At 69.8% G+C, this 21,052-nt stretch carries 19 protein-coding genes; 10 read left to right on the top strand and 9 right to left on the bottom strand.

Translation table 11 applies throughout. The annotated features are described in order from the left end of the window. Positions 1–66: 66 nt before the first annotated feature. Positions 67–291: a hypothetical protein gene (locus ABEA43_RS07325; RefSeq protein WP_345559826.1), complete on the top strand. Its 225-nt coding sequence runs from the start codon at positions 67–69 to the stop codon at positions 289–291. Here ABEA43_RS07325 and ABEA43_RS07320 read toward each other — a convergent pair. From ABEA43_RS07320 to pdhA, 4 genes are all read right to left on the bottom strand, one after another. Beyond that, a complete protein-coding gene (locus tag ABEA43_RS07320; RefSeq protein ID WP_345559825.1) occupies positions 288–581 on the bottom strand; it encodes a Dabb family protein in 294 nt (97 codons plus the stop codon). The genes ABEA43_RS07325 and ABEA43_RS07320 overlap by 4 nt on opposite strands. A 163-nt stretch (positions 582–744) precedes the next feature. Then, the gene (locus ABEA43_RS07315) at positions 745–2,235 is read right to left on the bottom strand and encodes a dihydrolipoamide acetyltransferase family protein (RefSeq protein ID WP_345559824.1); all 1,491 of its coding nucleotides are present in this window, start codon (positions 2,233–2,235) and stop codon (positions 745–747) included. Positions 2,236–2,246: 11 nt separating this feature from the next. Further along, complete coding sequence (locus tag ABEA43_RS07310) at positions 2,247–3,227, bottom strand: alpha-ketoacid dehydrogenase subunit beta (protein ID WP_345559823.1); 981 nt, start codon at positions 3,225–3,227, stop codon at positions 2,247–2,249. A gap of 60 nt (positions 3,228–3,287) precedes the next feature. Then, positions 3,288–4,379, bottom strand: coding sequence for a pyruvate dehydrogenase (acetyl-transferring) E1 component subunit alpha (pdhA, locus tag ABEA43_RS07305; RefSeq protein WP_345559822.1), 1,092 nt, complete (start codon positions 4,377–4,379; stop codon positions 3,288–3,290). A gap of 228 nt (positions 4,380–4,607) precedes the next feature. On the opposite strand from pdhA, the gene purS reads away from it, so the two are divergent. The 4 genes from purS (at position 4,608) to purL (ending at position 8,598) form a co-directional block, all read left to right on the top strand. After that, positions 4,608–4,853, top strand: a complete 246-nt coding sequence (gene purS / locus ABEA43_RS07300) for a phosphoribosylformylglycinamidine synthase subunit PurS (protein ID WP_345559821.1) — start codon at positions 4,608–4,610, stop codon at positions 4,851–4,853. A gap of 221 nt (positions 4,854–5,074) precedes the next feature. Further along, positions 5,075–5,461: an ATP-binding protein gene (locus tag ABEA43_RS07295; RefSeq protein WP_345559820.1), complete on the top strand. Its 387-nt coding sequence runs from the start codon at positions 5,075–5,077 to the stop codon at positions 5,459–5,461. A 139-nt stretch (positions 5,462–5,600) separates the two neighbouring features. After that, the gene (gene purQ, locus ABEA43_RS07290; protein ID WP_345559819.1) at positions 5,601–6,281 is read left to right on the top strand and encodes a phosphoribosylformylglycinamidine synthase subunit PurQ; all 681 of its coding nucleotides are present in this window, start codon (positions 5,601–5,603) and stop codon (positions 6,279–6,281) included. Positions 6,282–6,348: 67 nt separating this feature from the next. Beyond that, positions 6,349–8,598, top strand: a complete 2,250-nt coding sequence (purL, locus tag ABEA43_RS07285; protein WP_345559818.1) for a phosphoribosylformylglycinamidine synthase subunit PurL — start codon at positions 6,349–6,351, stop codon at positions 8,596–8,598. A gap of 52 nt (positions 8,599–8,650) precedes the next feature. Here the strand turns inward: purL and ABEA43_RS07280 are convergent, their stop codons facing one another. Further along, positions 8,651–9,502, bottom strand: a complete 852-nt coding sequence (locus ABEA43_RS07280) for a collagen-like domain-containing protein (protein WP_345559817.1) — start codon at positions 9,500–9,502, stop codon at positions 8,651–8,653. A 195-nt stretch (positions 9,503–9,697) separates the two neighbouring features. Between ABEA43_RS07280 and ABEA43_RS07275 the strand changes: the two genes are divergently transcribed. Genes ABEA43_RS07275 through ABEA43_RS07260 form a run of 4 tightly spaced genes read left to right on the top strand, consistent with a single transcriptional unit; the run spans position 9,698 to position 14,138 of the window. Beyond that, complete coding sequence (locus ABEA43_RS07275) at positions 9,698–11,722, top strand: adenylate/guanylate cyclase domain-containing protein (RefSeq protein ID WP_345559816.1); 2,025 nt, start codon at positions 9,698–9,700, stop codon at positions 11,720–11,722. Then, entirely contained in the window at positions 11,723–12,418 is a 696-nt protein-coding gene (locus tag ABEA43_RS07270; RefSeq protein WP_345559815.1) for a Crp/Fnr family transcriptional regulator, read from the top strand. It abuts the gene before it with no gap. 45 nt (positions 12,419–12,463) lie between these two features. Continuing rightward, on the top strand, positions 12,464–13,906 hold the full coding sequence (locus ABEA43_RS07265; RefSeq protein ID WP_345559814.1) for an MFS transporter: 1,443 nt from the start codon (positions 12,464–12,466) through the stop codon (positions 13,904–13,906). A 28-nt stretch (positions 13,907–13,934) separates the two neighbouring features. Beyond that, a complete protein-coding gene (locus ABEA43_RS07260) occupies positions 13,935–14,138 on the top strand; it encodes a hypothetical protein (RefSeq protein WP_345559813.1) in 204 nt (67 codons plus the stop codon). A 10-nt stretch (positions 14,139–14,148) separates the two neighbouring features. Here the strand turns inward: ABEA43_RS07260 and ABEA43_RS07255 are convergent, their stop codons facing one another. Then, positions 14,149–14,898, bottom strand: coding sequence for a methylenetetrahydrofolate reductase (locus ABEA43_RS07255; RefSeq protein ID WP_345559812.1), 750 nt, complete (start codon positions 14,896–14,898; stop codon positions 14,149–14,151). Between the two features lie 10 nt (positions 14,899–14,908). Further along, positions 14,909–15,562 carry a TetR/AcrR family transcriptional regulator C-terminal domain-containing protein gene (locus tag ABEA43_RS07250; RefSeq protein ID WP_345559857.1) on the bottom strand — a complete coding sequence of 218 codons (654 nt, stop codon included), beginning with the start codon at positions 15,560–15,562 and terminating at the stop codon, positions 14,909–14,911. Positions 15,563–15,634: 72 nt separating this feature from the next. Here ABEA43_RS07250 and ABEA43_RS07245 point away from each other — a divergent pair, with 72 nt between their 5' ends. Further along, positions 15,635–17,047, top strand: coding sequence for a DHA2 family efflux MFS transporter permease subunit (locus ABEA43_RS07245; RefSeq protein WP_345559811.1), 1,413 nt, complete (start codon positions 15,635–15,637; stop codon positions 17,045–17,047). Here ABEA43_RS07245 and ABEA43_RS07240 read toward each other — a convergent pair. Together ABEA43_RS07240 and ABEA43_RS07235 are read right to left on the bottom strand one after the other, a co-directional pair. Further along, a complete protein-coding gene (locus ABEA43_RS07240; RefSeq protein WP_345559810.1) occupies positions 17,008–18,888 on the bottom strand; it encodes an ABC transporter ATP-binding protein in 1,881 nt (626 codons plus the stop codon). The genes ABEA43_RS07245 and ABEA43_RS07240 overlap by 40 nt on opposite strands. 34 nt (positions 18,889–18,922) lie before the next feature. Further along, on the bottom strand, positions 18,923–20,986 hold the full coding sequence (locus ABEA43_RS07235; RefSeq protein WP_345559809.1) for a PhoX family protein: 2,064 nt from the start codon (positions 20,984–20,986) through the stop codon (positions 18,923–18,925). Positions 20,987–21,052: the final 66 nt, after the last annotated feature.

Here is a 21,052-nt window from a genome sequence, read left to right as displayed (position 1 = left end):
CACGGGTGTGATCACCGATAGCCGGGTATGACCGTGGCTGTACTCGCCATTTGCCTGGAGGTCGTCATGGGTGTCGGGGTAAGCATCTTCTTCCTCACGCTTGGCGCCATCCTGAGGTTCGCGATCGAGCCCGACGTGTTCGGCCAGAGCGTCCACATGGACGTGATCGGCCTGATCTTCATGATCGTCGGCGGCGTGGGCGTGGTGCTGAGCATCGTGCTGGCCCCCAGGCGGGGGCGCACGTCAGACGACCGGCTCATGCACCGTGAGAACAACCCGCCGGAGCTTTAGAGCTCGATCTGCACCGCGGCGCGGCTGGCGACGATCGGCTTGATGTGCTCGGCGATCACGGCCTGGTGCTGCGCGTGGTCGCGGTAGACCAGGTAGTCCTCGACGCTGTCGAAGTCGGCCACCACCGCGTATGCGTAGTTGCCCTGGTTGATGCCCGCGTCGTCGCCGACCGTGTAGGAGCGCAGCTGCGGGATGGCGCCGGGCAGCTTGCGCAGCTCGGTCGTCACCGTGGCCTTCTGCTCGTCGGTGGCGGTCTCGGTCCAGGTGAACAGCACGATGTGGCGAATCATGCGGACCACAATATCGATGTATCTGATCGGGGGGCCGGCGACTCTGACGTGGTTGGGTGCGGGAGTCCGGGCCTACGGCGGCCGCCGGGGGAGGGGTCCTCCCGGCGGCCGCCGTATTCGTCAGCCCAGGTTCGTCAGCGCAGTTTCGACAGCTCCAGTTTCGTCAGCTCCAGGCCAGCATGCGGAGGGGGTCCTCCAGCATGGCGCCGATGTCGCGCAGGAACAGCGAGCCCAGCTCGCCGTCCACGATCCGGTGGTCGAACGAGAGCGCCAGGGTCGTCACCTTGCGCACGGCCAGCTGGCCGTCCACCACCCACGGCATGTCCCTGATCTGGCCGACGGCGAGGATGGCGCTCTCGCCGGGGTTGAGGATCGGGGTGCCCGCGTCCACGCCGAACACGCCCACGTTCGTGATCGTGAGCGTGCCTCCGGCCATCTCGGCCGGCTGCGTGCGGCCCGCCCTGGCCGTCTCCGTGAGCTGGGCCAGCTCCTTGGCCAGATCGGGAAGTGACAGCTCGTGGGCACCCTTGATGTTGGGCACCACGAGGCCGCGCGGGGTGGCGGCGGCGATGCCCAGGTTCACGTAGTGCTTGACCACGATCTCCTGTGCCGCCTCGTCCCACGTGGAGTTGACCATGGGGTGCCGCCTGGCCGCCGTGAGCACGGCCTTGGCGACCAGGAGCAGCGGGGAGACCTTGACCTCCGCGAAGTCCTGGAGGGCGCGCAGCCGGCCGACCGCCTCCATCGTCCCCGTCACGTCCACCTGGAGGAACTCGGTGACGTGGGGGGCGGTGAACGCGCTGGCGACCATGGCCTGGGCGGTCATCTTGCGCACGCCCTTGACGGGGATCCGCTCTTCGCGCCGCTCCCCCGCCGGTTCGCGCTGCTTCGGTACGGGCTGCGGGCCCTCCGCCGCCGCGTGGACGTCGTCCCGGGTGATCGAGCCCTCGGGGCCCGTGCCGCTGATGCCCGTCAGGTCCACGCCCAGGTCCTTGGCCAGCTTGCGGACCGGCGGCTTGGCCAGGACCGCCACACGAGGCATCTGGGCCGTCTCAGGGGGCGCCTGGGTCGTCCCGGGGGGCGCCTGGGTCGTCCCGGAAGGCGCTTGGGCGGGCTCCGCGGCCGGGGGGCCGCCCACCTCCACGCGGGAGGGGTTGGCCACCGGGTTGGCCGGGATGCCGGTCGCGGGCTGCTTGCGGGTGCGCCGCTTGGTCGCGCCCGTCTTGACGCCGTAGCCGACCAGGACCGCCTGGCGCTCCTCCTTGGGCGCCGGGCTGCCGTGGGCCCCCGGCTCGACCGCGCCTTCCGCCGGCGGCCTGGGGACCATGTCGTCCGCCAGGGCCTCGATGTCCTCGGTCCGCCCGCCGTCGCCGGTTTGCCCGCCTGCTTCGGTCCGACCACCGACTTCGGTTGGCCCGCCGGTTTCCACGGCGATGATCGGGCTGCCCACGTCGACCGTCTGGCCCTCCTCGGCCATCAGGCCCGCCACCACCCCGTCCCACGGGATCGGCAGCTCGACGATGGACTTGGCCGTCTCGATCTCCACCACGATCTGGTTGACCTTGACGTCGTCGCCCGCCTTGACGTGCCAGCGGACGATCTCCGCCTCGGTCAGGCCCTCGCCGACGTCAGGGAGCTTGAACTCGCGTCGCATGAACCCCCCTCTCAGTACCCGAAGGCCCGGTCGACCGCGTCGAGCACCCTGTCCAGGTCGGGCAGGTAGTGCTCCTCCAGCTTCGACGGGGGGTAGGGGGTGGAGAAACCGCCGACCCGCAGCACGGGCGACTCCAGGTGGTAGAAGCACCGCTCGGTGATCCTGGCCGCGAGCTCCGCGCCGAGCCCGTTGTAGACGGGAGCCTCGTGCACGACCACGACCCGGCCGGTCCTGCGTACCGAATCCATGATCACCGGCTCGTCGAGCGGGTTGAGCGACCGAAGGTCGATCACCTCCAGCGAGCGCCCGTCGTCCTCGGCGGCCGTGGCGGCCTCCAGGCAGGTCTTGACCATCGGACCGTAGGCCAGCAGGGTCAGGTCGGCGCCGGGGCGTACGACCTTGGCCGCGTGCAGCGGCGGCCACCAGTCGGTGGCGACGGTGTCGATGTCGGCCTTCTCCCAGTAGCGGCGCTTGGGCTCGAAGAAGAGCACCGGGTCGTCGCTGCGGATGGCCTGCTGGATCATGGTGTAGGCGTCGGCCGGGTTGGAGCAGGCGACGACGCGCAGCCCGGCGGTGTGGGTGAAGTACGCCTCGGGCGACTCGCTGTGGTGCTCGACCGCGCCGATGCCGCCGCCGCACGGGATGCGTACGACGACAGGAAGCTTGATCGCGCCGAGCGAGCGCATCGGCATCTTGGCGAGCTGCGTGATGATCTGGTCGGCGGCCGGGAAGACGAACCCGTCGAACTGGATCTCGCACACCGGCCGGTAACCGCGCAGCGCCAGCCCGATCGCGGTGCCGATGATGCCCGACTCGGCCAGCGGCGTGTCGATGACGCGGTCTTCGCCGAAGTCCTTCTGCAGGCCGTCGGTGACACGGAAGACGCCGCCCAGCTTGCCGACGTCCTCGCCCATGATGAGGACCTTGGAGTCGTCCTCCATGGCCTTGCGCATGCCCTCGTTGAGCGCCTTGGACAGGCTCAGAATGGTCATGACGCCTCCTCTGTCGGCGCCATGAGGCTCACGCTGTGTCTGACGGTGCCTTCGCTTCGCTCAGTCACGGAACCCCTCCAAGTACGCGGCGAACTGGGCGCGCTCCTGGTCGATCAGGGCGTGGGGCTCGCGGTAGACGTGGTCGAAGATGTCGAGCGGCTCGGGGTCGGGCATGGCCAGGCAGCGCCTGCGCAGGTCGGCGCCGAGCTGGTCGGCCTCGGCGTCCACGGAGTCGAAGAACGCCTGGTCGGCAAGCTCGTTCTTGAACATGTACGCCTTGACCCGCTCGATCGGGTCCTTGAGCTTCCACGCCTCGAGCTCGCTGGCGACCCGGTAGCGCGTCGGGTCGTCGGTGGTGGTGTGGGCGCCCATCCGGTACGTGAACGCCTCGATGAGCGTCGGCCCCTGACCGGTGCGCGCGGCCTCCAGGGCCTTCTTCGTCACCGCCAGGCAGGCGAACACATCGTTGCCGTCCACCCTGATGCCGGGGAAGCCGAAACCCGAAGCACGGCGATAAAGGGGGATGCGGGTCTGCTTCTCCAGCGGCTCGGAGATGGCCCACTGGTTGTTCTGGCAGAAGAACACGATCGGCGCGTTGAACACGCTGGCCCAGATGAACGACTCGTTCACGTCGCCCTGCGAGGTGGCGCCGTCGCCGAAATAGACGATGGTCGCGGCGTTGGCGTCGTCGCGCTGGATGCCCATCGCGTAGCCCACCGCGTGGAGCGTCTGGCTGCCGATCACGATCGTGTAGAGGTGGAAATTGTGCTCCTGAGGGTCCCACCCGCCGTGGTTGACGCCTCTGAACAGGCCGAGCAGCTTCACCGGGTCCACGTCACGGCACCACGCCACGCCGTGCTCGCGGTAGGTGGGGAAGGCCATGTCGGAGTCGGTCAGCGCGCGGCCCGAGCCGATCTGGGCCGCCTCCTGGCCCAGCAGCGAGGCCCAGATGCCCAGCTCGCCCTGACGCTGCAGCGCCACGGCCTCCAGGTCGATGCGCCGGACGAGCATCAGGTCGCGGTAGAGCGACCGGATCTCCTCCGGAGTCAGATCGATGTCGTAGTCGGGGTGCTCGACCCGCTCCCCCTCGGGGGTGAGCAGCTGGACGAGCTCCGGGGGTGCGTCTGCACCACGAGAGGCGTCGACTGTCACGTGCCACTCCTGTGCGATCGGGGCCGGCGTGCAGATGGGGTCGCCACCGGGACCGGCCTTCTGTGCGACAAACCATGTGGTGGTGGTTCGTACGCGTTTGGGGCCATGGTGGCAGACGTCACAGCCCTCCGCGCAAGCCCCATGTCCTCCCCGTTCCCGTTGTGTCGGCAGCCACACACGCCGGTAGGCTGTCCTTCCCATTCACCCACCGCTCCCAGGAGGAACGCAGTGGCGCGCGTCATCGTAGACGTCATGCTGAAGCCCGAGATCCTCGACCCCCAAGGTCAGGCGATCGCCAGGGCGCTGCCCAGGCTCGGCTTCTCCGGCGTCTCGGCCGTACGGCAGGGCAAGCGTTTCGAGATCGAGCTCGAAGGCCCGGCCGGCGAGGCGGCTCTGGAAGAGGTACGCAAGATGGCCGAGACACTGCTGGCCAACACGGTGATCGAGGACTACAGCGTCCGGGTTGAGGAGTAGAAGGCACTTTTGCGGCCCCGATTTACCCCTGACCGGTTAAAGCGGGGTTCCGACGTGCCACAATGCCACGGGCTTGCCAACACTAAATAACAACAACGTGATTTTGCGGTTAGCCCCGATTTCACAGGGAAACCTACTCCAGGTGACATTCCGGAGCCCGGAGGAGTCCGGTGGATATTGAGTTCTCGTTGGCACTGCCTCGGGATGCGATCGGCATACCGATGGTCAGGCGAGTGCTAGGCGACGCCATGCGTTCACTCAACGTGAGCGAGGCGTGCATCGCCGACATGCTGCTCGCTGTCTCCGAGGCGTGCTCCAATGCGGTGCGGCACGGAGGACCCGCCAACCGCTACGAGGTGACGGCCGCGATCGGCTTCGGCCACTGCGACGTACGCGTCGCCGACAACGGTGACGGCCCGCCGTCGATGCCGCCCTGCTTCCCCCCTCCCGACACCGAGAACGGCCGCGGCATGCTGATCATGCGCTCCGTGGTCGACGAGATCACCTTCGGCATCACGCCCGGCCGTGGCACCACGGTCCACCTGCGCAAGCTGCTCGCCTGGGACGACGAGGCCGAGGCCCGTCCCCGCCAGCTCGCCGCCGTCTGAGCTGGGCATCCCCCTCACGCGCGAGCCGATGCAGAACATGTGACAGCACCCGATAACCTGAAGTGACCGCCGCAGACCGCCGTCCGCCCCGAAGAGACGGTGGCGCGTGCGCGCGCATTCTCCGGAGGGGACGACTGTCATGAGCGCTGCCCGTGTGGGCGTAGTCACGTTTCCAGGAACTCTCGACGACCAGGACGCCGCCAGAGCCGTGAGCCTCGTGGGCGCACAGGCGGTTCCGCTGTGGCACGCCGACCACGACCTGAAGGGAGTCGACGCCGTCTTCCTGCCCGGCGGCTTCTCCTACGGCGACTACCTGCGCTGCGGCGCCATCTCGCGGTTCGCGCCGCTGATGGAGGAGCTCATCCCGGCCGCCAGGGCGGGCCTGCCCGTGCTCGGCACGTGCAACGGCTTCCAGATCCTGTGCGAGGCGCACCTGCTGCCCGGCGCGCTGACCCGCAACGGCTCGCTCCACTACGTCTGCCGCGACCAGCGGGTCCGGATCGAGCAGACGAACACCGCCTGGACCAGCTCCTTCGAGCAAGGCCAGGAGATCGTGCTGCCGGTCAAGCACGGCGAGGGCCGCTACGTCGCGGCCGACGACACCCTGGCCGCGCTGGAGGCGAACGGCCAGGTGGTCGTGCGTTATCTCGGCAACCCCAACGGCTCGCTCAACGACATCGCGGGCATCCGCAACGAGGCGGGCAACGTGGTCGGCCTCATGCCGCACCCCGAGCACGCCGTCGAGGAGCTGGTCGGCGCGCCGAGCACCGACGGGCTCGGCTTCTTCACCTCCATTCTCAAGAAGCTGGTGGACGCATGAGCGAGCGGAGCGAGCGACCAATGAGCACAGTGGACATGTCCGTCATTCGACCGACGGAGGAGGACGAATGACGGACAGCGTGAAGCGGGCGGCGGAGACTCCAGAGGAGCCGATGCCCTTCGCCGAGCTGGGGATGAAGCAGGACGAGTACGACCGGGTCAAGGAGATCCTCGGTCGCCGTCCCACCGGCTCTGAGCTGGCCATCTACAGCGTCATGTGGTCCGAGCACTGCTCGTACAAGTCGTCCAAGGTGCATCTGAAGCAGTTCGCCACCAAGGCGCCCAAGTCGGAGGCGCTGCTGGTGGGCATGGGCGAGAACGCCGGCGTGGTGGACATCGGCGACGGCTGGGCGGCCACGTTCAAGATCGAGTCGCACAACCACCCGTCCTACGTCGAGCCGCACCAGGGCGCCGCCACCGGCGTCGGCGGGATCGTACGCGACATCATGTCGATGGGCGCGCGCCCGATCGCGGTCATGGACGCGCTGCGCTTCGGCGGCGCCGACGCCGTCGACACCCGCAGGGTGCTGCCCGGCGTGGTCGAGGGCATCAGCCACTACGGGAACTGCCTGGGCCTGCCGAACATCGGCGGCGAGGTCGTCTTCGACCCCTGCTACATCGGCAACCCCCTGGTCAACGCGCTGTGCGTGGGCCTGCTGCGCAAGGACCAGATCAAGCTGGCCACCGCGCCGGGCCCCGGCAACAAGGTCGTGCTGTTCGGCGCGTCCACCGGCCCCGACGGCATCGGCGGCGCGTCGGTGCTGGCCAGCGCCACGTTCGAGGACGAGTCGCAGGCCAAGCGGCCCGCCGTGCAGGTGGGCGACCCGTTCATGGAGAAGCTGCTCATCGAGTGCTGCCTGGAGCTGTACGCGGCCGACGTGGTCGTCGGCATCCAGGACCTCGGCGCGGCCGGCGTCTCGTGCGCCACGACCGAGCTGGCCGCCAAGGGCACCGGCGGGATGAGCGTCGACCTCAACCTGGTCCCGCTCCGCGACCCCTCGCTCAGGCCCGAGGAGATCCTCATGAGCGAGTCGCAGGAGCGGATGATGGCCGTCGTCCGCCCCGACGACATCGCCGCCTTCATGGCGATCTGCGCCAGGTGGGACGTGCCCGCCACGGTCATCGGCGAGGTCACCGACACCGGCCGCCTGGTCATGACCTGGGACGGCCAGGTCATCGTGGACATCCCGCCGGGCACCGCCGCCGACGACGGTCCCGTCTACGAGCGGCCCTTCCACGAGCCCTCCGGGCAGGCCGCGCTCAACGCCGACACCCCCGACCGGCTCGAACGGCCGGCGGACCTGCGCGAGACCCTGCTCAAGCTGCTCGGCTCGCCGAACCTGGCCTCCAAGGAGTGGGTGACCTCCCAGTACGACCGTTACGTGCGCTCCAACACCGTGCTGGCCCAGCCGGCCGACGCGGGCATGCTGCGGATCTCCGAGGTCATGGAGGGCGCCGAGCCGACGACCCGGGGCATCGCGCTGGCCACCGACGGCAACGGCCGCTACGCCAAGCTCGACCCGTACGCGGGGGCGCAGCTCGCGCTGGCGGAGGCGTACCGGAACGTGGCCGTGACCGGCGCCGAGCCGCTCGCCGTCACCAACTGCCTCAACTTCGGCTCGCCCGAGGACCCCGAGGTCATGTGGCAGTTCGCCGAGGCCGTGCGCGGTCTGGCGGACGCCTGCAAGACGCTGGGCGTGCCGGTCACCGGCGGCAACGTCTCCTTCTACAACCAGACCGGCTCGACGGCCATCCACCCCACGCCGGTCGTGGGCGTGCTCGGCGTCATCGAGGACGTGGCCAAGCGGGTGCCGTCCGGGTTCGTGGCGGAGGGGCTGCGGGTCGTGCTGCTCGGCGACACGCGCGAGGAGTTCGGCGGCTCGGAGTGGGCGCACGTCGCGCATCGCCACCTGGGCGGGCTGCCGCCGCAGGCGGACCTGGAGGCGGAGCGGGCGCTGGCCACCGTGCTGGTGGAGGCGGCGCGCCGGGGGCTGCTCGAAGGCTCGCACGACCTGTCGGACGGCGGGCTGGCGGTCGCGCTGGCCGAGGCCTGCCTGGCGCGGGGGGTCGGGGCGTCGGTGGCGCTCAGCGGTGACGCGTTCACCGACCTGTTCGCCGAGTCGGCGTCGCGGGCGCTGGTCGTGGTGCGGCCCGAGGCTTATGAGGAGTTCGCCTCGTTGTGCGGGCGGCACGAGGTGCCTTGCTACGGACTCGGGGTGACGGGCGGGGCCTCGCTCGTTGTCGAGGACGTGTTCGAGGTCTCCGTGGAGGAGCTGCGGGAAACGCACTCGGCTGCGCTTCCCGCGCTGTTCGGCTGAGTTTGTCACTGAGGGCTGGCACGGGTTTCCGCGCCAGCCCTTCGTGCTGGTGCTACTTCTTCACGCCCATGCAGACCGCGTACACGAAGCCGCTGACGCTCGTGCCGTGGTTGCCGGTGGTGGTCGACTTCGGGTCCTCGGTCTTCGAGGTGTCGGTCGTGGTGGAGGAGTAGGTGTTGGAGCCGTTGTCGTCCTTGGCGACGGAGACGGTCCAGCCGTTGTCGTCGGGCGCGCTCTCCATGACGATGGCGTTCTTGAGCGTGCCGAAGGAGAAGCCGCCGCCGGTCACCATGCCGCCCTGACCGCAGGAGGCCGTCTTCGAGCCGGTCGAGTTGATGGACTCGTGCTTGACGTAGGTCGTGTACGCCGCGCCGGTGCCGTCCTTGCCGTCCTGGCCGGGCTTGCCGGGGAGGCCGTCCTTGCCGTCCAAGCCGGGCTTGCCGGGGAGGCCGTCCTTGCCGTCCAAGCCGGGCTTGCCGGGGAGGCCGTCCTTGCCGTCCAAGCCGGGCTTGCCGGGGAGGCCGTCCTTGCCGTCCAAGCCGGGCTTGCCCGGGAGGCCGTCCTTGCCGTCCAAGCCCTTGGGGCCCTGCGGGCCTGTCGCGCCCGTCGCGCCCGTCGCGCCCGGCTTGCCCTGCGCGCCCGTGTCGCCCTTCGGGCCCTGCACGCCGCCCTGGACGTTCGTCGTGGACGTCCCGCCGCCGATGAGGATGCGCTCTTCGGTCTTCCTGCACTTCGTCGCCGGGTTGACGATGCGGGCGTACCGCGTCTTCTTGTGCACGCAGGCGTGCACCTCCGCGGCGGCGGACGAGGCGGTGGCGACGCCGCCGACGGTGAGAAGCGAGGCGGCCAGCGCTCCGACAGCGGCGAGAGTGAGCGTGCGCCCACCGCGAACCTTGATAGCCACGGGTTTCCTTCCAACGAACCAGTGATGCTCATGTTGTGCATGAGAATCACGTTTCAAACGTTCCAAAGGATGACAGAAACTACATAACGTATCTGTCACGAAACGGAGGGTTACTGACCAGATTGACTGATTGTTGGCGACTAACGTGAGTAAAACGACGCTTTGGCAACCGCGCTCCGCGTGGATAATCGGTCTGTGCCAACCCCTGGTCCCGCGCCCTACCTGCCTCCGGCCACCCAGCCCGTACGAGGGGTGGTTTGGGGCATCCACCTGGCCCTGCCGCTGCTCGGCCTGTGGGTGCTGCTGGCCGAGCCCACCTTCAACATCGAGTGGCACCACAACCCGAGCCACTTCTGGCTGATCATCACGGTGGCCGGCGTCAACGTGGCGCTCGGCACGCTGATCAGCGAGGCGTCACGGCGGCGTCAGGACGCACGGCTGTTCCTGGTCTCCATGGTCTTCCTGAGCAGCGCCGGGTTCTTCTTCCTGCACGGCCTGGCCACGCCGCAGATCATCCTGCCGCTGGGCTCCCTGGGCTTCGACCTGGGCCAGCAGGTGGGGCTCACGATCGCGGCCGTCTTCGCGTTCACCTCCGCGCTGCCGCTGGGCGAGCGGGCGGCCAAGTCCGTGCTGAACTCGCAGCACTTCATCCGCGGGTCGTTGTTCGGCTTCATGGCCCTCTGGGGGCTCGTGTCGCTGATCCCCGGCCTGACGCCGCTCAGCGAACCGCCGATGACCACCCCGGTCAGCTGGCTGACCTGGGCCTCCATTCCCGGCGTCCTGCTGTACGCCGTGGCCGCCGTGATGATGTTCCTGCTGCACCGCAGGCGGCCGTCGGCCATGCTGATCAGCCTGATCACGGCGTACGCGCTGCTGGCCGAGACCATGATCGCGGGGATGTCGCAGCACAACTGGCATCTGTCGTGGTGGGAGTGGCACATCCTGCTCACGCTGGCCTTCGTGTTCGTGGCCTACAGCGCGTACCTGCAGTTCAGGCGGGAGGGGTCGAGCGCGGGCCTGTTCGACTCGGTGGCGCTGTCGGCGACCGTGGCCAGGATCCAGCGGGATTACGACCAGGCGCTGGAAGAGCTGGTCGAGCACGTACGGCGGGGCGAGCCCCTGGCCGCGACCCGGCTGTCGGGCAAGTTCCGGCTCAACGAGGGCCAGGCCGCGGTGCTCGACCGGGCGGGCGAGGCGCTGGCCAACGAGCGGGAGCTGTCCGAGCGCCTGGGCGCCCTGGTGGCGGTGAGCACACAGACGAGAATCGGCCTGCCGGAGAACGAGCTGCTGGCCACCTCCCTGGAGCGGGTACGCCAGGCGTACGGGGACGTCAAGATCGGCCTCGTCGACGACGGCAGGGTGGAGATCGGCTCGCGCGAGTACGAGTTCCCCGACGGCAACCCGGTCAAGCGCGACCAGCTGATCGCCTTCCCCCTGACCGTCAAGGGCCGGCTCGCGGGCGTGCTGGAGGTGCCCATCGGCCGGACGACCCAGGACGAGGCGCTGGCCGCCACGCTGGCCGGCCAGCTGTCCATCTCCCTGGAGAACGCCCGCCTCTACCAGGAGCTGCACACCCTGTTCCACCAGTACATGTCGCCCGACGTGGCGCACGCCCTGCTCGCCGACCCGGGGCAGGCGGCGCTCGGCGGCGAGCTGAAGGAGCTGACCGCGCTCTTCGCCGACCTCAAGGGCTTCACGACGTTCTCCGAGCGGGTCACGCCGGGCGAGATCGTCGAGATGCTCAACCGCTACCACACGGCCGCCGTCCCCTGCATCCTGAACAACGGCGGCACGATCGTGCAGTTCGTCGGCGACGCGCTGCTGGCGCTGTTCAACGCGCCCGCCACGCAGGCGGGTCACGCCAAGGCCGCCTGCCGGGCCGCGCTCGACATGCAGCGGGCCGCCGCCGAGGTGGCCGAGGAGATGGCCTGGAAGCGGGTGGACGACGTCGAGTGGCCGACGTTCAGGGTGGGCGTCAACACCGGTCCCGCCCTGGTCGGCAACATCGGCAGCCCTGAGCTGCGCGGATTCAACGCGATGGGCGACTGCGTGAACGTGGCCGCCAGGCTCCAGGGCGTCGCCGAGCCCGGGACGGTGGTGATCGGCGAGACGACGCTCAAGCAGCTGAGCCACGGCGTGTCGGTGAACCCGCTGGGCCGGCTCAGCCTCAAGGGCAAGGAGGAGCTCGTAGCGGCCTACGTTCTGACCGAAATGCCATAGATGGACGGTGCCGGTACCGACATAATCGGGCGCATGGATCCAGACCCCGGTGAGTTCCTGTCCATGCTCACCGAAGAGGACGCCGCGGCGCTGCGCGCGGCCGGGCGGCCGCGGCGCTGGGATCGCGGCACGACCGTAATAAGCGAGGGCGACACATCCGACTGGGTGCTCGTGCTGATGGAGGGCCGGGTCAAGGTCTCCTCGCACACGAGCAGCGGCACGGAGGTCGTGCTGGCCGTACGCGGTCCCGGCGGGCTGCTCGGCGAGCTGTCGGCCATCGACGGGACGCCGCGCTCGGCCACCGTGACCGCGCTGGAGCCGATCGCCGGCATCGTGGTGCGGGACTTCCCCACGTTCCTGGAGAATCACGGACGCATCGCCGTCCTGCTCATGCAGCTCGTCAGCCTGCGGCTGCGCGACTCCGACAGGAAGCGGATCGAGTACGGCGCGTTCGACACCACGGGCAGGGTGGCGACCCGGCTGCTCGAACTGGCCGAACGGTACGGCGAGAAGACCAACAGCGGGGTACGCGTGGCGCTCCCCCTGTCGCAGGACGAGCTGGCGGGCTGGACCGGCGCCTCTCGCGAGGCCGTCAGCAAGGCGTTGCGCACGCTGCGCGACCGCGGCCTGATCGAGACCGGCAGGCGGCGCGTGGTGATCCACGACATCGAGGGGTTGCGCAAGCGAGCCAGGTGACTCCTGGGACAAAACGGACGTACGTCGTACGTCATAGTGGGAGACATGGTCGCGGTCACCCCCCATGACGACAGCCGTCTGCGCTACGCGTGGCGGGTGTGCTCGGTCACCAGCCTCGGGCTCGTCCTCATCGGCATCGCCGGCAGCACGCTCAACGTCGCGCTGCCCACGGTGGTGCGGCACTTCCACGCCAGCGCGCTGGAGTCGGGCTGGATCCTGTTATCGTTCCTGCTGGTCAACACCGCGAGCCTGGTGTTCTTCGGCCGGGTGGCCGACCTGCTGGGCAGGCGGGAGGTGTATCTGGCGGGGTTCGCCCTGTTCACGGTGGCCTCGCTGCTGGCGGGGCTGTCGCCGGACGTGTGGTTCCTGATCGCGATGCGCGTGGTGCAGGCGATCGGCGCGGCGATGATCCTGGCGAACGGCACCGTGATCATCACGGACGCCTTCCCGCCCGAACGGCTCAGCCAGGGCATGGGCGTCTACATCGGCACCCTGTCGGTGGCCCAACTCGCCGGGCCCACGCTGGGCGGCCTGATCGCGGAGACCGCCGGCTGGCAGTGGATCTTCTGGGTGAACGTGCCCGCCGGCCTGCTCGCGCTCGGCGTGGGCGCGTCGATCTTACGCAAGATGCCCAGGCGGCCGAAGGAGCCGGTGGACGCGCTGGGCAACGTGCTGGTGTTCGCGGCCTTGTCGGCGATGCTGCTGGCGCTGTCGGAGGCGGGGTCCGGCGGGCTGTCGAGCCCGGTCGTGCTCACCGGGGCGGCCGTGTTCGTGGCGCTGCTGCCGCTGATCGTGCTGGCCGAGCGGCGATCCGCAAATCCGGTGCTGGACCTGCGGCTGTTCGGGGGGCGGCTGCTGGCGTACGCGAACGCGGCGTCCTTCTGCAACGCGCTGGCCCGCTCGGCGCTGATCCTGGTGGTGGCGCTCTACTTCCAGGCGGCGAGGGGGGTGGACGGGCTCGCGGCCGGGCTGAGCGTGCTGCCGGTGCCCATCGGGATCGGGCTGGCCTCGCCGATCACGGGGCTGCTGGGGCGCAGGGTGTCGCCGTACGCGCTGTCCATCGGGGGCGCGGCGATGAGCGCGGCGGGGCTCGGCACGCTGATGCTGACGGCGGATCCCGCCACGCCGTACTGGGTGATCGGGATCGGGCTGTTCGTGGCGGGCTGCGGCAGCGGGACGTTCCTGACCGGCAACACCACGCAGGTCATGCGCGCCCTGCCGGCCGGGAGCCTGGGGGTGGTCAACGGTTTCCGCGTCATGATCATGAACGTCGGCATCGTGATCAGCGTCGGCCTCTCGCTCAGCGTGCTGACCGGCTCGGTGGGGCCGCAACTGCGGGCGCAGGTGTACGCGGGCACGCTCTCCACGCTGTCGCCGGTGGGGGTGGGACAGCTGATGGACGGGTTCCAGCGGGCGTACGCGGTCCTCTTCGCGGTTGCCCTGGCCGGCACCTTCCTGGCCGCCCTCGCCCGCCCACGCCCCCGCTAGCGCTTACCGGACGTGCTACACATCCTCCATGGGCACGTTCACCGATGAGCCGCTGGAAACGGCGCTTCGCGCGCTGTCAGGAAGGACGCGAAGCCGCTCCGAGACGGTCCGCCACGCCTACAAGGAGATGCTGGTCGAGCAGGCCGCAGCGGATGCGGTGCGCCTGCGGGACGACGCTGACGACCAGGCCGAGATGCTGGCGATCCAGCGCTTCATGGGCGTGAGCGAGTGACCGTCCGGTATCAGGCGAGGGCCGACGAAAGGGCTGACTCGACGTCGCGGTAGCGGGAGACCGGGACGAGGTGGACGCCGGCGAAGGCGCCCGAGTCGCGGAGGGCGAGCACCTGCTCGCAGGCCGCCGCCACGCCCGCCATCCGGTCCGCGGCCACCCGCTCGATGAGCTCCTCCGGCAGGTCGATGTCCGGGATCGCGGCCGCCAGGGTGCGCGCGTGGCGCTCGCTGGCCAGCACCATGACGCCCGCGTAGACCGGCACGTCCACCGGGTGGGACTCGCGCCAGCGGAGCTGAGCCTCCACCGAGAAGCTGACCTGGGAGAACAGGAAGTCGGCCGAACGCTTCCAGGCCGGCAGCGCGCGCAGCCCGGCGGCGGCGCCGAGGCGGAGGTCCGGCGAGAACTCCCTGGCCTCCTCGATCATCGAGCGGACGGTGAGGTCGCTCGTCCTGTTGCCCACCGTGGGCTTGTCGCCGTAGACGAACAGGAACTGGTCCACCCCGTACGCGGCGGCCGTCAGCAGGTCGCGGCGGAAGCCGAGCAGGTTGCGGTCGCGGGAGTTGAGGCAGGCGATGCCGCGCCCGCCCATGGCCTCGACCTCGTGCGCCACGGCCACGCTCGACACCGTCGCGCGGCCGATGTGGTTGTCGGGGATGAGGAACCCGTGAGCGATCTTGCTCATGGTGCCGATCTGGTGCCTGACGTGCTTCAGATCGGGCTTGGTCGGGGGTTCGATCTCGCAGATCAGCTCGAAAGACATGATCATCACTTTATCGTCTGGCCGCCAGCGCCTCGATGCCGCCCAGCACGAGATCGACGCCGAAGGTGTCGTACATGGCCGGGTCCACCCCGCCCGCCATCGGCTCGGCCATCTCCACGAGGTGCGGGTATCGCTCGGCGGACAGTGACTGCAGGCCGAACCGCTTGGCCCTGGCCAGCTGCTCGATCTCCTCGCTGGACTTTCCCGCGGTGAAGTGGACGGGCGCGTCGGCGATGGCGATCGCGCTCTGCAGCAGATATTTGGTGAGCAGGCAGCTCTCCTCGACGCTGAACCCGGCCGAGCGGGCCAGCGCGAGCGCGCGGTCCCAGACCTGAAGGAAGTTCGGGGCCGCGACGGGGTCGATCTGCTCGAGCACGTTCTTCGCGCAGGGGTGCGCGCGCAACGTCCTGATCAGGCCCTCCGTGAGGTCGCGCAACTGCGCCTGCCAGGGGCGCTCGTCTGCCGGCCTGGGCGCGAAGCCGCCGATCAGGTGGTCGGCCATGCCGAGCAGGAGCAGCTCCTTGTTCTTGTAGTGCCAGTAGAGGGCCATCGGGGTCACGCCGAGGTCCGTGGCCAGGCGGCGGATCGTCACGGCGTCGAGCCCTTCGGCGTCGCCGATCTCCAGAGCCCGCTCCGCGATCGCCTGCGCGGTCAGTTTTCCCATCACGGTTGACAACTATACGCCGTACAAGTTGAACTGTACGACGTACAAGTACGGCGTATAGGAGGAAATATCGTGCGATGGTGGGCGCTGGGTGCGGTGACGTTGGGCACCTTCATGACGTACTTGGATAACAACGTGGGCAACGTCGCGTTGCCGACGATCCAGCGGGAGCTCGGGCTGACGATCTCCGGGCTGGAGTGGATCGTGAGCTCGTACATCCTGGTCTTCGCCGGGCTGATGCTGGCCGGCGGCCGGCTCGCGGACGTGTTCGGGGCGCGGCGGGTGTTCCTCGCCGGGCTGGCCGTCTTCACGGCGTCCTCGCTGGCCGCGGGGCTGGCCACCAGCGGCACGATGCTGATCGCCGCACGGGCCGTGCAGGGGGTCGGCGCGGCCCTGCTCACGCCCACCGCGCTGGCGCTGATCAGCCAGATCTTCCCCGAGCCCGGCGAGCGCGGCAGGGCCGTGGGCATCTGGAGCGCCGCGGGGGCGCTCTCCATGGCGCTCGGGCCCTTCGCCGGCGGCTTCATCAGCGAGAACCTGCACTGGGGCTGGATCTACCTGATCAACGTCCCGCTCGGGCTGGTGACGTTCGGCCTCGCGCTCTGGGCGATCAGGCCCGACTTCACCCGGGTACGCCGCAGCCTCGACCTGCCCGGCCTGGCCACCTCGGCGATCGCCCTGTTCGCCCTGACCTACGCGCTCATCGAAGGCGGCGGCGCGGGCTGGACCTCCCCGGAGATCCTGGCGTCGTTCGGCGTGTTCGCGGCGGCGGGAGTCGCGTTCGTGCTGGTCGAGTCGCGGGCCGCGGAGCCGATGATCGTGGTGTCGCTGTTCAGGTCCAGGGTGTTCACCGGCGGGCTGCTCACCAGCGGGATCTGGTCGTTCGGCGTGTTCGGCATCTACTTCTTCAGCGCGCTCTGGCTGCAGAACGTGCTCGGCTTCTCCCCCACCGAGGCGGGCGCCGCGTTCGTGCCGATGGCGCTGGTCATGGGCGTGGTCGCGATCCTGTCGCAGCGGGTCAGCGCGGCGATCGGCATCGGCCGCACGGTCGCGCTCGGGATGGCGCTGATGGGGACGGCCGTCTACCTGATCTCCGGCGTGGGCGCCGACGGCGGCTATGCGGACGTGGCCCCCTGGTTCGTGCTGTACGGCCTGGGCGGCGGCCTGCTCGTGCCGCTGACCGCCGCGGTGCTCAACGGGATGCCCAAGGGCAGGACAGGTGTGGCCTCGGGCATGCTCAACGTCTCACGCGAGGTGTTCGGGCTGCTCGGCATCACGGTGCTGGGCGCGATCCTGAGCTCCAGCCAGAGCGGCAGCGACCGGCCGCCGCTGCTCGCCTTCCTCGACGCCTACCAGTTCACGCTGGTCATCGCGGCCGTCGTGGTGGTCGCGGCGATCCCGGTCGCCCTCTACTCGCTGCGCGTGAGCCGTACCCCTGACGAGGTTCAGGCGGCCACGCCCGAGACCGTGGGGTCCTCGAACTGAGTGCGGTACAGCTCCTCGTAGCGTCCGCCCGCCGCGAGCAGCTCGGCGTGCGTGCCGCGCTCGGCCACCTGCCCGTCCTCGATCACCAGGATGAGGTCGGCGGCGCGGATGGTGGACAGCCGGTGGGCGATCACCACGGCGGTCCTGCCTTCGAGCGCCTCGCCGAGCGCCGCCTGCACGGCCGCCTCGGAGGTGGAGTCGAGCGCCGCGGTGGCCTCGTCGAGGATCACCACCCGCGGCTTGGCCAGCAGCAGCCTGGCGATCGTCAGGCGCTGGCGCTCGCCGCCCGACAGCCGGTAGCCGCGCTCGCCCACCACCGTGTCGAGCCCGTCGGTCAGCGACTCGATCAGGGTGGCCAGCCTGGCCCTGGTGAGCGCGTCCCAGATGTCCTCCTCGCTCGCCTCGGGCCTGGCCAGCAGCAGGTTCGACCTGATCGACTCGTGGAACAGGTGGCCGTCCTGGGTGACCATGCCGAGCGTGTCGCGGATCGAGTCGGCCGTCAGGTCGCGCACGTCCACGCCGCCGAGCCGGACGGATCCTGAGTCGACGTCGTACAGGCGCGGCAGGAGCTGGGCGATCGTGGACTTGCCCGCTCCGGACGAGCCGACCAGCGCCACCATCTGACCGGGGGCGGCGGTGAACGAGACCCCGTGCAGCACCTCTTCGCCGCCGCGCGAATCGAGGGTGGCGACCTCCTCCAGCGAGGCCAGCGAGACCTTGTCGGCCGCGGGGTAGGCGAAGCGCACGTCGTCGAACTCGACCGACACCGGCCCGTCGGGGACCTGGCGGGCGCCGGGACGCTCCCGGATGAGCGGCTCCAGGTCGAGCACCTCGAAGACGCGCTCGAAGCTGACGACCGCGCTCATCACGTCCATCCTGGCGCTGGCCAGGGCGGTGAGGGGCGCGTACAGGCGGGTGAGGAGCATGGCCATGGCGACCAGCGAGCCGGGCGCGAGCTGGCCGCGCAGCGCGTAGAAGCCGCCGAGCCCGTACACCAGGGCCAGGGCCAGCGCGGAGACCAGGGTCAGCGCGGCGACGAAGGCCGACTGGGTCATCGCGGAGCGCACCCCGATGTCACGCACCCGCCTGGCCCTGCTCGCGAACTCGGACGACTCGTGCGCGGGCCGCCCGAACAGCTTGACCAGCGTCGCGCCCGGCGCGGAGAAGCGCTCGGTCATCTGGGTGCCCATGGCCGCGTTGTGGTCGGCCGCCTCACGCCGCAGCCTGGCGATCCGCGTGCCCATCCGGCGGGCGGGCAGCATGAACACCGGCAGCAACAGCAGCGCAAGCAGCGTGATCTGCCAGGAGATGCCGATCATCGCGGTGAGCGTGAGCACGAGCATCACGACGTTCCCGACCACGCCCGACAGGGTGTCGGTGAACGCCCGCTGCGCCCCGATCACGTCGTTGTTCAGCCGGCTGACCAGCGCGCCCGTGCGGGTCCTGGTGAAGAACGCGATCGGCATCTTCTGCACGTGGTCGAAGACGGCCGTGCGCAGGTCGAGGATCAGGCTCTCCCCGAGCCCCGCCGACAGCCAGCGGTTGAGCAGCCCGATCCCCGCTTCGGCGATCGCCAGACCGGCGATCAGCACCGCCACCCCGACCACCACGTCGATCGGCTGGGCGTTGAAGATGGCGTCGACCACCCGGCCCGCCAGCAGCGGAGAGGCCACCGCCAGGCCCGCCAGCACCACGCTGAGGACCATGAAGAACGTCAGCCTGCGGCGGTGCGGCCGGGCGAAGGCGGCGATGCGCCGGAGCGTCACCCTGGACAGCGGGCGACGCTCCAGCTGGTTGTTCATCGAGTAAAGCTGATGCCAAGCGGTCATCTCCATGCTCATGGCATGGACGCTATTGCCTCAAGTTAACTTGAGGTCAAGCACCGACCTTCTTGCCCTTGCCGTGCCAGACCACCGCGACCGACGGGCGCGGCTGGTCGCCGTCGGGCCAGTGGCTGGAGGGGTTGTCGGGGCTGGCGCCGTCGGTCTCACCCGGGTGCTGCACCGCGACGAACACGCTGAGCTGGTCCTGGCTGACCAGCGGGCCGCAGGTCTCGGCGCCGACCGGGACCGTGAGGAACTGGCGCAGGTGGCCGCGCTCCTTGCCGCGTACGGGCATCACGAACATGCCGTCGTTGCTGCCGAGCTGGTTGCCGTCGGTGGAGATCCACAGGTTGCCGTCGCGGTCGAACGTCACGTTGTCCGGGCACGAGATCGGCGAGACCTTGGTCTTGTCGTAGCCGCCGAAGTAGGTGGCGGGGTCGGCGGGGTCGCCGCAGACCAGCGGGAGCGACCAGGCGAACGTCTTCTCGCCCGCGTCGTCGCGCCGCTCGACGATCTCCAGGACGTGGCCGTGCTTGTTGGAGGGACGCGGGTTGGCCTCGTCCACCTGGGCCGCGGTGCGGTTGGTGTTGTTGGTCAGCGCCACGTACACGCCGCCCGTGACCGGGTTGCGCTCCATGTCCTCCGGGCGGTCCATCTTGGTCGCCCCCACCTTGTCGGCGGCGGTGCGGGTGTAGATGAGGACCTCCGCGGCGGTCATGCCGTCCACGTACGACTTGTCGCCCGAGACCAGCGGGATCCACTCGCCGGAGCCGTCGAACAGACCGTCGGAGGGCAGCTTGCCAGACCCGTCGATCTCGGCCGCCGGGCTGTCGCCGGTGAACTTGGCCACGTACAGGGTGCCCTCGTCGAGCAGCTCCCGGTTGTGCCGGTCGAATCCCGGGATGTAGCGGCCCTTCGAGACGAACTTGTAGATGTACTCGAAGCGCGAGTCGTCACCCATGTACACGACCAGGCGGCCGTCGCGGGCCAGCGTCGTGGTGGCGGCCTCGTGCTTGAAGCGGCCGAGCGCGGTGCGCTTGATCGGCGTGGAGTCGGGGTCGAACGGGTCGATCTCCACGATCCACCCGAACCTGTTGGCCTCGTTCGGGTGCTTGGCCAGGTCGAAGCGCTCCTCGACCCGGTCGAACCTGCGGCTGCTCGACGGCGTGCCGGTCGTGATCGTGTAACGGGAGATGTACGGCTTCTGCGCCTCTGGCACCTTGTCGCCGTTGACGAAGTACTGGTCGAAGTTCTCCTCGGCGGTCAGCACGGTCGCCCACGGGGTGGTGCCGCCCGAGCAGTTGTTCAGCATGCCGACGGGGGCGGTGCCCTTGGGGTCGGCGGCCGTCTTGAGCAGGTCGTGACCCGCGGCCGGGCCGCTGAACTTCATGGTGGTCTGAGCGGTGACGCGCCGGTTGTAGCGGCGGCGTCCCTTGGTGACCAGCTTCCACTCGCCGGTGCGGCCGGCCCGCTCGATCTCCACGACCGACCCGCCGTGCGCGGCCAGCGCGATCTTGATCTGCTCCTCGGTGGCCGCCGCGCCACCGGTGTAGCCGCGGAACATCAGGCTCTCGTCGGTGTACTCGTGGTTCACCCAGAGCAGACCCCGGTCGCGGCCCATCGGGAAGACCGTGACGTAGTCGCAGTTGTAGCCGAACTGCTTGTTCTGGGCGTCGGCGCTCTGGTTGTCGAAGTCGAACGCCGGCGCGTCGGGCAGCACCGGGTCGCCCCACCGCACGACCACGGAGGAGCTGTAGCCGTCAGGGATGCGCAACGCGTCGTCCTTGTTCGGCGGCACCGCGGTGAACTGGATGTCCCCGCCGCCGTGCCTGGCGTCGGCGCTCGCCGCGGCCTCGGGCTCGTCGGCCAGCGCCGGCGCCGCCCCCGCCACGCCGACACCCGCCACGAGGGCGCCGAGCGCGCCCGCGCGCAGCATGCCCCGGCGGGAGACCGCCTCCTTCACCACGTCGCCGAAGTAGGCGTTGCCGGTGGTGTTGGCCACGTCATGCGCGCACGCGTTGCCGCAGCGGAACTGACAGGTCAGCGCGGAACGTCCACCTTTGTGCGGGGTGGAAAGCAGCGGTAGCAGCCGACCTCCCGCGTTGGGGTTCGCCACAGGTCCTCCATAAATGTGCGCGGTTGTACGGCGGGGACGCTACGGTCGCCGTCGAAACGAAAGGTG

Origin of the sequence: Nonomuraea rosea (genome assembly GCF_039539705.1) — a bacterium.
Taxonomy (GTDB): Bacteria; Actinomycetota; Actinomycetes; order Streptosporangiales; family Streptosporangiaceae; genus Nonomuraea; species Nonomuraea rosea.
The sequence above is the reverse complement of the archived record's forward strand: the minus strand, read 5'-3'. Positions and strand labels throughout refer to the sequence as shown.